At 60.7% G+C, this 15,690-nt stretch carries 15 protein-coding genes; 1 reads left to right on the top strand and 14 read right to left on the bottom strand.

From position 1 onward, the window contains the following. Positions 1-12: 12 nt before the first annotated feature. The 13 genes from odhB to sdhC form a co-directional block, all read right to left on the bottom strand. A complete protein-coding gene (gene odhB / locus QDY28_RS18095; protein WP_331383047.1) occupies positions 13-1,257 on the bottom strand; it encodes a 2-oxoglutarate dehydrogenase complex dihydrolipoyllysine-residue succinyltransferase in 1,245 nt (414 codons plus the stop codon). A gap of 33 nt (positions 1,258-1,290) precedes the next feature. Next, complete coding sequence (locus tag QDY28_RS18090) at positions 1,291-1,611, bottom strand: YciI family protein (protein WP_331383046.1); 321 nt, start codon at positions 1,609-1,611, stop codon at positions 1,291-1,293. 20 nt (positions 1,612-1,631) lie between these two features. Next, positions 1,632-4,616: a 2-oxoglutarate dehydrogenase E1 component gene (locus QDY28_RS18085; RefSeq protein ID WP_331383045.1), complete on the bottom strand. Its 2,985-nt coding sequence runs from the start codon at positions 4,614-4,616 to the stop codon at positions 1,632-1,634. Positions 4,617-4,791: 175 nt separating this feature from the next. Then, the gene (gene sucD, locus QDY28_RS18080) at positions 4,792-5,694 is read right to left on the bottom strand and encodes a succinate--CoA ligase subunit alpha (RefSeq protein ID WP_331383044.1); all 903 of its coding nucleotides are present in this window, start codon (positions 5,692-5,694) and stop codon (positions 4,792-4,794) included. A gap of 12 nt (positions 5,695-5,706) precedes the next feature. Next, positions 5,707-6,198 (bottom strand): DUF1579 family protein, encoded by a 492-nt coding sequence (locus QDY28_RS18075; RefSeq protein WP_331383043.1) that lies wholly within the window; start codon positions 6,196-6,198, stop codon positions 5,707-5,709. 5 nt (positions 6,199-6,203) lie between these two features. Beyond that, positions 6,204-7,397: an ADP-forming succinate--CoA ligase subunit beta gene (gene sucC / locus QDY28_RS18070; RefSeq protein ID WP_331383042.1), complete on the bottom strand. Its 1,194-nt coding sequence runs from the start codon at positions 7,395-7,397 to the stop codon at positions 6,204-6,206. A gap of 27 nt (positions 7,398-7,424) precedes the next feature. After that, complete coding sequence (mdh, locus tag QDY28_RS18065) at positions 7,425-8,387, bottom strand: malate dehydrogenase (RefSeq protein WP_331383041.1); 963 nt, start codon at positions 8,385-8,387, stop codon at positions 7,425-7,427. Positions 8,388-8,566: 179 nt separating this feature from the next. Then, positions 8,567-9,730, bottom strand: coding sequence for a cell division protein ZapE (gene zapE / locus QDY28_RS18060; protein ID WP_331383040.1), 1,164 nt, complete (start codon positions 9,728-9,730; stop codon positions 8,567-8,569). Positions 9,731-9,799: 69 nt separating this feature from the next. Next, the gene (locus QDY28_RS18055) at positions 9,800-10,318 is read right to left on the bottom strand and encodes a protease inhibitor Inh/omp19 family protein (protein WP_331383039.1); all 519 of its coding nucleotides are present in this window, start codon (positions 10,316-10,318) and stop codon (positions 9,800-9,802) included. A 433-nt stretch (positions 10,319-10,751) separates the two neighbouring features. After that, the gene (locus QDY28_RS18050; RefSeq protein ID WP_104824606.1) at positions 10,752-11,531 is read right to left on the bottom strand and encodes a succinate dehydrogenase iron-sulfur subunit; all 780 of its coding nucleotides are present in this window, start codon (positions 11,529-11,531) and stop codon (positions 10,752-10,754) included. A gap of 17 nt (positions 11,532-11,548) precedes the next feature. Further along, on the bottom strand, positions 11,549-13,405 hold the full coding sequence (sdhA, locus tag QDY28_RS18045) for a succinate dehydrogenase flavoprotein subunit (protein WP_331383038.1): 1,857 nt from the start codon (positions 13,403-13,405) through the stop codon (positions 11,549-11,551). Between the two features lie 6 nt (positions 13,406-13,411). Further along, on the bottom strand, positions 13,412-13,792 hold the full coding sequence (gene sdhD / locus QDY28_RS18040) for a succinate dehydrogenase, hydrophobic membrane anchor protein (RefSeq protein WP_331383037.1): 381 nt from the start codon (positions 13,790-13,792) through the stop codon (positions 13,412-13,414). 64 nt (positions 13,793-13,856) lie between these two features. Next, a complete protein-coding gene (sdhC, locus tag QDY28_RS18035) occupies positions 13,857-14,255 on the bottom strand; it encodes a succinate dehydrogenase, cytochrome b556 subunit (RefSeq protein ID WP_331383036.1) in 399 nt (132 codons plus the stop codon). Between the two features lie 311 nt (positions 14,256-14,566). Here sdhC and QDY28_RS18030 point away from each other — a divergent pair, with 311 nt between their 5' ends. Continuing rightward, entirely contained in the window at positions 14,567-15,136 is a 570-nt protein-coding gene (locus QDY28_RS18030; RefSeq protein WP_331383035.1) for a hypothetical protein, read from the top strand. Between the two features lie 85 nt (positions 15,137-15,221). Here the strand turns inward: QDY28_RS18030 and QDY28_RS18025 are convergent. After that, positions 15,222-15,690 (bottom strand): class I SAM-dependent methyltransferase (locus tag QDY28_RS18025; protein WP_331383034.1); only part of this gene is annotated, 469 nt, incomplete at its 5' end.

The following is a 15,690-nucleotide window of genomic DNA, read 5'->3' as shown; positions in this document are numbered from 1 at the left end:
GCCGGCGCTCCCTTAGAGATCGAGAACCAGACGTTCCGGATCTTCGAGGCTGTCCTTGACGCGCACGAGGAAGGTCACGGCTTCCTTGCCGTCGACGATGCGGTGATCGTAGGAGAGCGCCAGATACATCATCGGGCGGATAACGACCTGACCGCCGATGGCGACCGGACGCTCCTGGATCTTGTGCATGCCGAGAATGCCGGATTGCGGCGCGTTCAAAATCGGCGAAGACATCAGCGAGCCGTAGACACCGCCGTTGGAGATCGTGAAGGTGCCGCCCTGCATGTCGGCCATGGAGAGCTGGCCGTCACGAGCTGCTTTGCCGAGGCGGCCGATTTCCTTCTCGATCTCTGCGATCGACATCTGGTCGGCATCACGCACGATCGGAACAACGAGACCCTTGTCCGTGCCGACGGCGACGCCGATATGGCAGTAGTTCTTGTAGATGATGTCCGTGCCGTCAATCTCGGCGTTGACGGCCGGGAGTTCCTTCAGCGCATGCGTGACGGCCTTGGTGAAGAAGCCCATGAAGCCGAGCTTCACGCCATGCTTCTTTTCAAAGATGTCCTTGTACTTGTTGCGCAGGTCCATGACGGCCTTCATGTCCACCTCGTTATAGGTGGTGAGCATGGCGGCGGTGTTCTGCGCATCCTTGAGGCGCTTGGCGATCGTCTGGCGCAGGCGGGTCATCTTCACCCGCTCTTCGCGGCCGGCGTCTTCGACAGTGGTCGGGGCACGGGCGGCAACCGGAGCAGCCGGTGCGGCAGCAGGGGCCGAGGCAGCCTTGGCGACGGCGGCAATGACATCACCCTTAAGGACCTGGCCGCGCTTGCCGCTGCCATCGACCTGATCGGCGGAGAGATTGTTTTCGGCGAGCAGCTTGGCGGCAGCGGGCGCCGGTGGCATGGCGGACGCAGGTGCAGCAGCCGCTGGAGCAGCGACCGGGGCAGCCGCTGCCGGTGCGGGCGCGGCGGCGGCAGCCGGTGCGGCAGCCTGGGCCGGAGCAACCGCGGCGCCATTGCCGGCGCTGATCTGACCGAGCAGCGCGCCGAGGCCGACGGTTTCACCGGCCTGTGCAACGATCTCGGACAGCGTGCCCGCTGTTGGTGCGGGAACTTCGATCGTCACCTTGTCGGTTTCCAGCTCGAGAATCGGCTCATCGGCCTTGATGGCATCGCCGACCTTCTTGAACCAGGTGCCGACGGTCGCCTCGCTGACGGATTCGCCGAGGGTAGGAACGCGGATTTCAGTGGCCATTGTTCAGATCCTGATTTTTCGTCGTTATAAAATTTAGATGGAACTTCCGGCGGCGGACGGCCGGAGAATGATCGAGGGCATCGGCGAGATTTCGATACGGAAACCGAGCCCGGCGAGAAGAACGGGATCGGCATCACCAAGCGCTTTGGCGGCATCGGCATCGTCCACATCGATGACAGCCATGCCGAAAGCACCGTCGGCCGCGAAAACCGGACCGACGACTACAGCCGTTCCGGCATTCGCATGTTCGCGCCAATAGGCGGCATGTTGCTGCATGGCGGCCATCTCCTCCCCTGTGGCGTCATGCGGGAAGCTGGGGCGCGGCGGCACGAGTTTCAGATGAAAATAGGCCATCACGCACCCCCTATTCGCCTTTAACCGCCGAGCGCATCCTCAAGGAACGCCGCGAGCTGCGCCAGATGCTTGGACATCAGGCCCGTCGCCGGAGAGGCGGCGGCCGGACGGCCGGTGTAGCGAACCCGCTGGTACTTGGCATCGATATGGGCGAGCACCCATTCCAGATAGGGATCGATGAAGGACCAGGCGCCCATGTTCTTCGGCTCTTCCTGGCACCATACCATCTCCGCATTGCGGAAGCGGCTGAGCTCGTTGATGAGCGCCTTGGCCGGGAACGGATAGAGCTGTTCGATACGCAGCAGGTAGATATCGTCGATGCCGCGCTTCTCGCGCTCTTCCAAGAGGTCGTAATAGACCTTGCCCGAGCAGATGACGACGCGACGGATCTTGTTGTCCTTCTGCAGCTTGATCGGGCCATCTTTGATCACTTCCGCATCGTCCCAAAGCAGGCGGTGGAATGAGGTTTCCCCGGCCATCTCGGCAAGCGTCGACACGGCGCGCTTGTGGCGCAGCAGCGACTTCGGCGTCATCAGGATCAACGGCTTGCGGAAGTCGCGCTTCAACTGACGGCGCAGGATATGGAAGTAGTTCGCCGGCGTGGTGACGTTGGCGACCTGCATGTTGTCTTCGGCACAGAGCTGCAGATAGCGCTCCAGGCGGGCCGAAGAGTGTTCCGGACCCTGGCCTTCATAGCCGTGTGGCAGCAGGCAGACGAGGCCGGACATACGCAGCCACTTGCGTTCGCCCGAAGAGATGAACTGGTCGAAGACGACCTGCGCACCGTTGGCGAAGTCGCCGAACTGCGCTTCCCAAAGGGTCAGCGCATTCGGGCGGGCCAGCGAATAGCCGTATTCGAAGCCGAGAACCGCTTCTTCGGAGAGCATCGAGTTGATGACTTCGTAGCGCGCCTGGGTCGGCGACAGATTGGCGAGCGGAATGTAGCGCTCTTCGGTTTCCTGATCATAGAGAACCGAATGACGCTGCGAGAAGGTGCCGCGTTCGCAATCCTGACCCGACAGACGGATCTTGTGGCCTTCGACCACGAGCGAGCCGAACGCCAGCGCTTCCGCCATTGCCCAGTCGATGCCTTCGCCGGTCTGGACCATGCCGGCGCGGTTTTCCATGAAGCGCTGGATGGTGCGATGCGCATGGAAACCTGCCGGGATTTCCGACAGCTTCCGGCCGATGTCCTTCAGCGTCTTCATCGGCACGGCAGTCTTGCCGCGGCGCTGCTCGTCGGCATTGTCGGCCGTATGCAGGCCCGACCATTCGCCGTCCAGCCAGTCGGCCTTGTTCGGCTTATAAGACTGGCCGGCCTCGAACTCCTGTTCGAGATGGGCGCGCCAGTCGGCCTTCATCTTTTCGACTTCGCCTTCGGTCAGCACACCTTCGCCGACCAGCCGCCCGGAATAGAGCTGCAGCACCGTCTTGTGGGCACGAATGACCTTGTACATCTTCGGCTGCGTGAAGGACGGCTCGTCGCCTTCATTGTGGCCGTAGCGGCGGTAGCAGAACATGTCGACCACAACGGGCTTGTGGAACTTCATGCGGAATTCGGTGGCGATCTTCGCCGCATAGACTACCGCTTCCGGATCGTCGCCGTTGACGTGGAAGATCGGCGCTTCGATCATCTTGGCGACATCGGACGGATAGGGCGATGAACGCGAGAAGGCCGGATTGGTGGTGAAGCCGATCTGGTTGTTGATGATGACGTGCATCGTGCCGGCGACGCGGTGGCCGCGCAGACCGGAAAGGCCGAGGATTTCAGCCACGACGCCCTGACCCGCGAAAGCAGCGTCGCCGTGGATCAGCAACGGCATGACCTTGGAGCGCTCGGAAAGCGGAATGATGTCGCCGTCCCAGAGGGTGGCGCTCATATCCTGCTTGGCGCGGGCCTTGCCCATGACGACCGGATTGACGATTTCCAGATGCGACGGATTGGCCGTCAGCGAAACGTGCACCTTGGTGCCGTCGAAATCGCGGTCCGAGGAGGCGCCGAGGTGATACTTGACGTCGCCCGAGCCTTCGACCTCGTCCGGCGCATAGGAGCCGCCCTTGAACTCATGGAAGATTGCGCGATGCGGCTTGCCCATGACCTGGGAAAGCACGTTGAGGCGGCCGCGATGGGCCATGCCGAATACGGCTTCCTTGAGACCGAGCTGGCTACCGCTTTTGAGAATCTGCTCCAGCGCCGGGATCAGCGATTCACCGCCGTCGAGGCCGAAACGCTTGGTGCCCTTGAACTTGACATCAAGGAACTGCTCGTAACCTTCGGCTTCGATCATCTTCTGCAGGATCGCCTTTTTGCGGTCCGCGCTGAAGTTGATACCCTTGTTGACGCCCTCGATGCGTTCCTGAATCCACGCCTTCTCTTCCGGATTGGAGATATGCATGAATTCGACGCCGAGCGTTGAGCAATAAGTGCGCTCGAGGATTTCCATCATCTCGCGAATGCTCGCATATTCCAGGCCGAGCACGTTATCGATGAAAATCTTGCGGTCGAGGTCGGCCTCTGTGAAGCCATAGGCCTCCGGCGACAGCTCTTTATAGTCTTCCACGGCAGCGGCGATGCCGAGCGGGTCGAGCTTGGCGTGCAAGTGGCCGCGCATGCGGTAGGCGCGGATCATCATGATGGCGCGGACAGAATCACGCGTCGCCTGCAGGATGTCGGCGGTATCGGTCGGCTTGCCGGCGGCTTCAGCCTTGGCCTTCACCTTGGTCTCGATGACCTTCTCGACGATGCCCCAGTTGCCGTCGAGCGCGGAAACGAGCTCGCCGTTTGCCTGGATCGGCCAGTTCTTGCGCTGCCAGGAGGCGCCCTTGGCCGCCTTCTTCACATCGTCAGGACTGTCTTCCAGTGCCTTGAAGAACGACCGCCACTCGTCGGCGACCGACGATGGGTCATCCTCGTAGCGCGCATAGAGCTGCTCGATATAGGCAGCGTTGGCGCCGTCCAGGAACGAGGTGATCTGAAATTGCTCGTTGGCTTCTTGCCTTGCCATGGTGATATGCGGACGCTCTCGTCCGCCTCCCGACTTGTTTACTTTGCCGGCTTACGGAAATCCGGCGACCATATTCCATCTGCGATCCTCAGACCGCATATCTGCTTCTGCAAATTCGAAAGCCGGACGGGATGTGCGAATGCCGCTGCCCGTCCGGGTCTTGCTACAGGTAGGATCAGCCCTTCAGGACTTCCACCAGCGTCTTGCCGAGACGTGCCGGCGAAGGCGACACGCGGATGCCTGCCGATTCCATCGCTGCGATCTTGTCTTCAGCGCCGCCCTTGCCGCCGGAAATCACGGCGCCGGCATGGCCCATGGTGCGGCCGGGAGGTGCCGTGCGGCCGGCGATGAAGCCGACCATCGGCTTCTTGCGGCCCTTCTTGGCTTCGTCCTTTAGGAACTGCGCGGCATCTTCTTCCGCCGAGCCGCCGATTTCGCCGATCATGATGATCGACTTGGTTTCGTCGTCGGCGAGGAACATTTCCAGGACGTCGATGAATTCAGTGCCCTTGACCGGGTCGCCGCCGATGCCGACAGCCGTCGTCTGGCCGAGGCCTTCATTGGTGGTCTGGAACACCGCTTCATAGGTCAGCGTGCCGGAACGTGAGAGAACACCAACCGAGCCCTTCTTGAAGATGGAGCCCGGCATGATGCCGATCTTGCATTCGTTCGGCGTCAGAACGCCCGGGCAGTTCGGGCCGATCAGGCGGGACTTCGACTTCTGGAGGCGATCCTTGACCTTGACCATGTCGGCGACCGGAATGCCTTCCGTGATGCAGACGATCAGCGGGATCTCGGCTTCGATCGCTTCGAGGATCGCAGCCGCGGCACCAGCCGGCGGCACGTAGATGACCGAAGCGTTGGCGCCGGTCGCATCCTTGCCTTCGGCGACCGACTTGAAGATCGGCAGCTTTTCGCCGTCCTTGCCGGCCCAGGTTTCGCCACCCTTGGACGGGTGGATACCGCCGACCATCTTCGTGCCGTGATAGGCAAGCGCCTGTTCGGTGTGGAAGGTACCGGTCTTGCCGGTCAGGCCCTGAACCAGAACCTTGGTGTCTTTGTTGATGAGAATAGACATGCGAGGCCTTTGTTACGAGAGGTTGGAAGACGCGGAGGCAACGCGACGATAGACGCCGCTGACGACCTCCTGCCATGTATCGCTGCCGGCGGGCGAGAAAGTGACGCCCATGCGGTAGCAGTCTTCATTTTCGAACTGGAAGAGAGTGCGTTGTTGACCGCGCGGCGAGACCTTGGTCAGGACAAGCTTGTCGTCGATCCACTCGCCGGAAGCCGGCGCGGCGGGCGTAAAGCCCACCGTATCGAACTGATAGAGCTTGTAAGCCTGATCCGCAGCGTCGAAGCCGAAAATGTTCCGGGCTTCGAACGACGTGCTGCCGTCCCGCGTCTGCACGTAGCGCTGTTCGACGAAAAATCCGCCGAACAGACACTCGGACGTGAGCTGCGCGGTTGCCGTTCCTTCCTTCGTCCAGGCCGAAGCCGCGACACGCTCTTCCCCCTCCCAGGTGCCGGCAAAGGCACCGAGGCGAAGATGAGCAGCCGTTGGAGCGAAGGAAGCAGCCATCCCGATCAGCCCTTGACTGCCTTCACGATCTTCTGGGCGGCATCGTCCAGGTCATCGGCGGAGATGACATTGAGACCGGATTCGTTGATGATCTTCTTGCCGAGCTCAACATTGGTGCCTTCGAGGCGAACGACGAGTGGAACCTTCAGACCGACTTCCTTGACGGCTGCGAGCACGCCTTCGGCGATGACGTCGCACTTCATGATGCCGCCGAAGATGTTGACCAGGATGCCTTCGACAGCCGGGTCGGCGGTGATGATCTTGAAGGCCGCGGTGACCTTTTCCTTGGAGGCGCCGCCGCCGACATCGAGGAAGTTCGCGGGCTCGGCGCCGTAGAGCTTGATGATATCCATGGTGGCCATGGCAAGGCCGGCGCCGTTGACCATGCAGCCAATGTTGCCGTCGAGGGCGACATAGGCGAGGTCATATTTGTGCGCTTCGATTTCCTTGGCGTCTTCCTCGGTCGTGTCGCGCAGCGCAACGATGTCCTCGTGACGGAACAGCGCGTTGCCATCGAAGGAGATCTTGGCGTCGAGGACGCGCAGGTTGCCGTTGGTCATGACGATCAGCGGGTTGACTTCGAGCAGGGCCATGTCCTTTTCGAGGAAGGCCTTGTAGAGGATCGGGAAGAGCTTGGCAGCGTCTTCACGGGCAGCGCCTTCGAGCTTCAGCGCGTCGGAAAGGGCAGCCGAGTTGGCAGCCGTAACGCCAGCAGACGGATCGATGTCGACGGTGATGATCTTTTCCGGCGTGTCGTGCGCGACGGTCTCGATGTCCATGCCGCCTTCCGTCGAAACGACGAAGGCAACCTTGCCGACCGCGCGGTCGACGAGGATCGAGAGGTAGAGTTCGCGGTCGATGTCGGCGCCGTCTTCGATGTAGAGGCGGTTGACCTGCTTGCCGGCCGGGCCGGTCTGCTTGGTCACCAGCGTGTGGCCGAGCATTTCCTTGGCATTGGCAACGACGTCGTCGATCGACTTGGCGAGGCGAACGCCGCCCTTGGCGTCGGGGCCAAGTTCCTTGAACTTGCCCTTGCCGCGACCGCCGGCATGGATCTGACTCTTGACGACGTAGAGCGGGCCCGGAAGCTGCTTTGCGGCGGCTTCGGCTTCATCGGCGGCGAAGATGGCAACGCCGTCCGCGACGGGTGCGCCATAGGTCTTCAGCAGAGCCTTGGCCTGATATTCATGAATGTTCATGGATTTATCCCTGTTGGAACGCGGAAATTACTTCAGCGACGGCGCGATGGTCGTGCAAGCTTCGCAAAGGCCGGCAACGGCTGCGACCGACTTGTCGAAGGCTTCCTTTTCGGCCTTGTTCAGGTCGATTTCGATGACGCGCTCGATGCCGCCGGCACCGATGACGGTGGGAACGCCGACATACATGTCCTTCACGCCGTACTGGCCGGAGAGGTAGGCAGCGCATGGCAGCACGCGCTTCTTGTCCCTGAGGTAGGATTCGGCCATCGCGATGGCGGAAGCGGCCGGAGCATAGTAGGCCGAGCCGGTCTTCAGCAGACCGACGATTTCGGCGCCGCCGTCACGGGTGCGCTGGATGATTTCTTCGAGGCGCTCCTTGGTGACCCAGCCCATGGTGATGAGGTCCGTCAGCGGGATGCCAGCAACGGTGGAGTAACGGGCGAGCGGCACCATGGAGTCGCCATGGCCGCCGAGAACGAAAGCCGTTACGTCTTCGACCGATACGTTGAATTCCTGGGCGAGGAAGAGGCGGAAGCGCGAGGAGTCGAGCACGCCGGCCATGCCGACGACCTTGTTGGTCGGCAGACCCGAGAACTTCTGCAGAGCCCAGACCATGGCGTCGAGCGGATTGGTGATGCAGATCACGAAAGCGTCCGGGGCATATTTCTTGATGCCGGCGCCGACCTGTTCCATGACCTTGAGGTTGATGCCAAGAAGATCGTCGCGGCTCATGCCCGGCTTGCGGGGAACGCCCGCGGTGACGATGCAGACGTCAGCGCCTTCGATCGCGGAATAGTCGCTGGCGCCGGTGAGGTTGGCGTCGAAGCCTTCGACCGGCGAAGACTGGGCGATGTCGAGACCCTTGCCCTGGGGAATGCCGTCCGCGATGTCGAACAGGACGATGTCGCCCAGTTCTTTCAGGCCGGCGAGATGCGCCAGCGTGCCACCAATCATGCCAGAACCAATAAGTGCGATCTTGTTGCGCGCCATTTCGGTGTATCCTTTGCGATCAAAATCCGTGGCGGGACACCTGCAAGGCATCCACCATCGCCGCCATTCGCATAGACCCAAAGGCCGAAATAGGCAATTGATTATTTTGAGATCAGGTATTTCAATCGGTTAGATCAAAAATTTCTTACGTAAACGTAAGACAATCTGTCACCAAATCGTTACTCGGCGGCACGCTTTCCGTGAGTCTGGGTGAGATATTCGGCGCTGCGCATCTCGAAAAGCCGTGACGCGGTGCGGTCGAACTCGAAGCCTTCCGTGCCACGTCTTTCGATCAGAAGATCCTCGGGCATGGCTTCAGCCGAAACAAAAAGCCGCACCGCATGATCGTAAAGAGTATCGATGAGAATGATGAAACGCTTGGTTTGGTTGCGCTTTTCCGGCCCAAGCTTCGGAACGCGGTCGATAAAAATCGTATCGAACCGTTTAGCGATCGCCAGAAAATCGGCCGCACCCAAGGGCTCCTCGCAGAGATCGGCGAAGGAGAAGCGAGCCATGCCATCAGCGGCAAGCGGCACATGGATAGAGCGGCCCTTCATCGGGATATCCAGCGGCTGTGCCTTACGTCCGTGCAGCACCTGGACCCACGATGCATCCATCGCCATATCGGTGCGCTCGTTGATTGGCGTCAGATAGACCGGCTGGCTGTTCAGCTTCTCCATACGGTAGTCTGTCGGCGAGTCCAGCGTAACGACATGGACATAGCGCTTCAGAAGATCGATGAAGGGCAGGAACAGGCCGCGGTTGAGACCATCGCGATAGAGATTGTCCGGCTCGACATTCGATGTGGCAACCAACACGCAGCCGAGCGAAAACAGCTCGGAAAACAGCCGCGATAGGATCATCGCATCGGCGATGTCGGTCACGGAAAATTCATCGAAGCAAAGCAGCTCGGCCTGACCATAAAGCTCGGCTGCGACCGGCGGCACCGGATCGGCCTGCTTGGTCTCGCCGTTCTTGAACTTCAGCCGATGGGCGGCGATGCGGTTGTGCACGTCCGCCATGAACTCATGGAAATGCGCCCGGCGTTTCTTGCTGCAGGGCGCCATCCCGAAGAACATGTCCATCAGCATGGTCTTGCCGCGCCCGACGCTGCCATGGATATAAAGGCCGTGGACGATCTCGGCCGGCTTCTTGCGCGCGGCAAACATCCAGCCGAGCGCGCTCGATTTGGTCGCCGGTCGCTTTCGCTTGAGATCGGCAAGCACGCGATCAAGAGATTTCGCCACATCCATCTGCGCCGAATCCACCTGAAGCGATCCGGAAGCCGTCAGCGCCTTCAAATGTTCGACGACGCTGATGGAATAGTCGGGCATGGGCTGCATGGGGAGATACCCACCTGTGCAAGAAGGAAGCGGCCGGATGTCCCAACCGCCTCAAAAGAGCTTTATCGGCTATCGGCTGAGGCTGAGCGGTTGGCCGGACGCCGTGGAGCCGTCGAAGCGAGAAGCGGCCGTCTTGTAGAGCGTGCCGATCTGGCTGCCATCACGGTTCTTGAGAATAACCTGCTTGCCGGAAACTTCCCAGGAACCCATCGTCGTCAGCTCGCCCGCACAACCGCGGGTGCCGCCGCGCGAACCGCTGCCGAGATTGGTCAGCGTCAGGAACATGTCGCAGCTCGAACCGCCATTGCTGACTTTCCAGCTACCGACCATGGATTCCTTGGTCACGTCCTGCGCGGATGCGGCCATCGCCTGCTGTTGCTGCTGATTGGCCGCGTTCGGCGCATTCGTCGGCGCTGCCGGAAACTGCGAGGCGCCGCCGGCCGTGGGCGGAAGCTGGCTGGATTGGACGGAGGGGACGGGTTGAGCCTGCAGTGGCGGGGGAGAATAATCGTCGTTGTATGCTGTGCGCTGGCAACCGGCAAGCGACAGACCTATCGCCGCAGCCGTCGCTGCATATCTCAATTGCATCATCATACTCCTAATTGTCCACCATCGATGTTTGCAAACTGGCGCTTAGTTAGGTTGGGATTATCGTATTTCACTTTGGTTAATCAAGTCGCTACAGGGCACAAATCGCTGGAGGCCATAGCTCCGCAAGAATCCGGTCATTTCAAGGCCTAACCCGGCAAACCTCATCCAGGTAGAGCAAACGGCAAATTCCTGTGTCCGCTGATTGCACTCTTTGTCACGGCGGAGCTTGCCCGAGAAATCAGAACGGCGTGCAAGCGAAGCTGATAAAAATTCCGTGAACTGCAGCGGTGGCACGCACTTACCAATCTCGCGCGGCGGCTTCTCAACCGCCGAAGTCTGCAGAGTAATTCCGCTCCGGTCCGATATGGACGGAGCGGAATTATGGCTTCAGGACGTCTAGCTGCGGCACTGACGAACGATCGAACAGCGGTCAGATCCGGCGTTCGACCATCATCTTCTTGATTTCGGCGATCGCCTTGGCCGGGTTCAAACCCTTCGGGCAGGTCTGGGCGCAGTTCATGATCGTGTGGCAGCGATAGAGGCGGAACGGATCTTCGAGATTGTCGAGACGCTCGCCCTTTGCTTCGTCGCGGCTGTCGATCAGCCAGCGATAGGCCTGCAGAAGAACAGCCGGTCCGAGATAGCGATCGCCGTTCCACCAATAGCTCGGACAGGAGGTCGAGCAGCAGGCGCAGAGAATGCATTCATAAAGGCCGTCCAGCTTCAGACGATCCTCATGGCTCTGCTTCCATTCCTTCGCCGGCGGCGGCGAGACCGTCTTCAGCCACGGTTCGATCGAGCGATGCTGGGCATAGAAGTTCGTCAGATCCGGCACGAGATCCTTGACGACAGGCATATGCGGCAGCGGATAGATTTTCACCGTGCCCTTGATCTCATCCATGCCCTTGGTGCAGGCGAGCGTGTTGGTGCCGTCGATGTTCATCGCGCAGGAGCCGCAAATGCCTTCGCGACAGGAGCGGCGCAGCGTCAGCGTCGGGTCGATCTTGTTCTTGATGTAAAGCAGACCGTCGAGCACCATCGGGCCGCAATCATCGACGTCGATGTAGTAGGTGTCGATGCTCGGGTTCAGGCCATCATCCGGGCTCCAGCGGTAGACGCGGAATTCGCGCGTATTGGTCGCGCCCGCCGGCTTCGGCCAGACCTTGCCTTCGCGCATCTGAGAGTTTTTGGGGAGAGCGAGTTCAACCATAGTCAGTTCCTCTCAGATCAGTACACGCGTGCCTTCGGCTCGATCTTGTGCGGATCGATGCCTTCGGCGATCAGTTCGGTATGAACGGGACGATAGTCGAGCTTCACGTCGCCGGCTTCGTTGACCCAGGCGAGCGTATGTTTGCGCCAGTTCTCGTCGTCGCGGCCAGCGAACTTGCCCTCGGTATAATCCTCGCGGGCATGCGAACCGCGGCTTTCCTTGCGGGCTTCGGCGCCGTAGATCGTCGTGATGGCATTAGCCATCAGATTGTGCAGTTCCAGCGTCTCAACCAGGTCGGAATTCCAGATCATCGAGCGGTCGGTGACCTTGATGTCGGGCAGTTCCTTCCAGATCGCCGAGAGTCGGCGGCAGCCGGATTCCAGCGATTCCTGCGTGCGGAACACGGCGGCGTCTTCTTGCATGGCCCGCTGCATCTTTTCGCGCAGCACCGCCGTCGACGTCGAGCCGCTGGCATGGCGCAGGCGGTCGAAACGTTCCATGATCTTGTCGCAGGCGGCAACATTGACCGGCGGCACCGGGCTCGCGCGGTCGATGACCTGGCCGGCGCGGATGGCAGCGGCGCGACCGAAGACCACAAGGTCGATCAGCGAGTTGGAGCCGAGGCGGTTCGCCCCGTGTACCGAGGCGCAGCCCGCTTCGCCGACGGCCATCAGGCCCGGCAGAATGCGCTCCGGATTGTTGCTGTCCGCATTCAGCACCTCGCCCCAATAGTTCGTCGGAATGCCGCCCATATTGTAATGAACGGTCGGCAGAACCGGGATCGGCTCGCGGGTGACATCGACACCGGCAAAGATGCGTGCGCTTTCGGAAATACCCGGCAGCCGTTCATGCAGCACCGCCGGATCGAGATGGTCGAGATGCAGGAAGATGTGGTCCTTGTTCTTGCCGACGCCGCGGCCTTCGCGGATTTCCAGCGTCATGCAGCGCGAAACGACGTCGCGCGAGGCAAGGTCCTTGGCCGAGGGCGCGTAGCGCTCCATGAAGCGTTCGCCTTCGGAGTTGACGAGATACCCGCCTTCGCCGCGCGCGCCTTCGGTGATCAGACAGCCGGAACCATAGATGCCCGTCGGATGGAACTGCACGAACTCCATGTCCTGCAGCGGCAGCCCGGCGCGGGCAACCATGCCGCCGCCGTCGCCGGTGCAGGTATGGGCCGAGGTCGCCGAAAAATAGGCGCGGCCGTAGCCGCCGGTCGCGAGCACCACCATCTTTGCGGCGAAGCGGTGGATCGTGCCATCGTCCAGGCACCAGGCGACGACGCCGGTGCAGCGGCTGCCGTCGTCGGACATGATCAGGTCGAGCGCGAAATATTCGATGAAGAATTCAGCATTGTTGCGCAGCGACTGGCCATAAAGCGTATGCAGGATGGCGTGGCCGGTACGGTCGGCTGCGGCGCAAGTGCGCTGCACCGGCGGGCCTTCGCCGTAGTTCTGCATATGGCCGCCGAACGGACGCTGGTAGATCTTGCCTTCCTCGTTGCGCGAGAACGGCACGCCGTAGTGCTCGAGCTCATAGACCGCCTTTGGCGCTTCCATGGTGAGGTATTGCATGGCGTCGACATCGCCGAGCCAGTCGGAACCCTTGACGGTGTCGTAGAGATGCCACTGCCAGCTATCCGGCGTCATGTTCTGCAGCGAGGCGGCGATACCGCCCTGAGCTGCGACGGTATGCGAGCGGGTCGGAAATACCTTGGTGATGCAGGCGGTGCGGAAGCCCTGCTCGGCCATGCCGAGCGTGGCGCGGAGCCCCGCGCCGCCGGCGCCGACGACGATCACGTCATAGGAGTGGTCGACATACTTGTACGCTTTCCCGTTTTGAGCGGGCCCATTCTGAGGGGATGAATTCGGTGCCATCGGTGATTATCCTACGAACGCGATCTTCAGAATGGCGAAGAGACAGAGCCCGGCCACGATGATCGCGAAGAATGTGTTGAGCATGAGAAGGGCGATCTTGCTGATCTCGCTATGGACATAGTCCTCGATGATGACCTGCATGCCGATCCTCATGTGAATGACGCCGGAGATCACCATCAGACCGAAGATCACGGCAACGATCGGGTTCGACAGCGCGTGCACGACTTCCGTGTAGGGCGCGCCAGCATAGATCATCAGGAAGATGACGAAGAAAATGATGAGGGGAACGTTTGCAACGGCGGTCAGGCGCTGGCGCCAGAAATGCTCCGTGCCTTCCTTGGCGGAACCGAGACCGCGGACTTTGCCCAGAGGAGTGCGCATATCCATGAGAAATATCCTTTAAAGCATGATCCTGCAGGCGTCAGAGCGCGTCCAGGAATAATCATGCCAATCAAATCAGCCGGATGGCGATGCCGATAATCCAGACCAGTGCGGTCAGACAGAGCGAGCCGACGAGCGTCGCCTTGGCCATCCTGGTCGAGACAGCGGGATCGTAGCCGTATCCGAGATCCCAAATGAAATGGCGGAAGCCGCCGAGCATATGGTGTAGCAGCGCCCAGGTATAGCCGAGCAAAACGAGCCGGCCGATGATCGAACCCATGATCCAGTTGACCAGCTCGAAATAGCCTTGGCCGGTCGCCGCCGCGATCAGCCACCAGGCGACCAGCAGCGTGCCGAAATAAAGCGCGCCGCCGGTGATACGGTGGATAATCGACATGACCATGGTGGGAATGAGTTTGTAAACTTGCAGATGCGGCGACAGGGGCCGGTTTTGTGTGACGTTCGCCATCAGAACCTCGCGGCGTTACGATACGCTTCTATCCCGGATATCTCCGGGGCAACACACGTTTGGGGGAAGTCCTGTGTGCGTTGCATCAATTGCGACCAATAATGACGGAAAGCCACGTCGACAAGCACAATTGCTGTCTGCCGTCAATTTAATCGATTCGGATTATCGGACAGCTTAAGCGAGTGCTCAGAAACGACATTCTCCGATTGGCAGTCCGATGTGATTTTCGCGTCAGCCGAGTGGACTTCATGTCGCCCTTGGGGCACTCTGTCTTCATATTTTATTAAGGATTTGGTGCGCGAGGCGAACCCATGGGACAATATCTTTTCAAGGCAGCAACGCTCGTTTTAGCGGCCGCCTCCCTTTTGTCCACGTCGGCCTGGGCGGGCGATTATCACCATGGATACCGGCCGTTCCGTCATCATGGACCGTTTCCGCTGCATGAAATCTCCTGGCCTCAACGCCATGCGCAGTGGCACTCGACCGGAGTTGTCCTGATGGATCGGCGATACCCGGCCCGCGTCGGTGCCTATGCCAGGGCGGCCGCCTTTTCGGCCGACTATCGCCATGGACACCGACCGTTCCGCTATCGGGGCCTGGTGCAGTTGCAGCAAATCTCCTGGCCGCAGCGCTACACGCAGCCGCAACCGGCGCGAATCATCCTCATGGATCGGCAATATGCGGCTGAGGTCGGCACCTATGCCGGCACGGCCGATATGTATCAGGGCGATGGCGGGACTTATATCGTCGGCTATGGCGGCGGCTACGATCCATATCGAGGCGAACCCGCTGCGCTGAAGCCGAGGGCCAAGGTCATCGACATCAAACGTGCCGGCAATGCCTGCTCCTACGAAGCCGGCGTCTGTGTGATTCGCCCCTGACGGTCGTTGAGCAGTTCCAGGAAAAGTGCGAAGCGGTTTTCCGTCCGGAATGCGTTAAAACAAAGGGCTAGAGCGGGATCCCGCTCTAGTAGGCAAGAAAGCGCCACACCGTCGTCTTCTTGACCTCGCTATCCTCCAGCGCCCGCGTCACCGGCACCTCATAGCTAGCCTCAGCCTCCAGACGATCCTTGGGCAGATAGGCCCTGCCCGGGTCGCCCACCAGCACGAGACGACCCCCTTCCGCCAACCGCCGGAACCAGGGAATGAGGCGATCGGCGAAATCGCGATCGTAAAAGACATCGCCGGCAAGAATGACGTCGGCATCCATCACCCGGTCAATGAGATCGTCGCCGGTGAAATCGAGCGCGACGCTGTTTTCCGCCGCATTCAGTCTTATCGCGGTTTCTGCCCAGGGATCGATATCGGCGGCGAGCACATGGCTGGCACCCGCAAGCTTTGCCGCAATCGCGACAAGGCCGGAGCCACTCGCGAAATCCAGGACCCTTTTTCCGGCAACCGTGTTGGGATGATCGAGCACGTAGCGCGCAAGCCCC

It is taken from the genome of Rhizobium sp. BR 362, assembly GCF_036528765.1.
In the GTDB taxonomy this organism is placed as follows: Bacteria; Pseudomonadota; Alphaproteobacteria; order Rhizobiales; family Rhizobiaceae; genus Rhizobium.
Note: the sequence above shows the minus strand (reverse complement) of the source record. Positions and strands in the feature narration are given on the sequence as shown.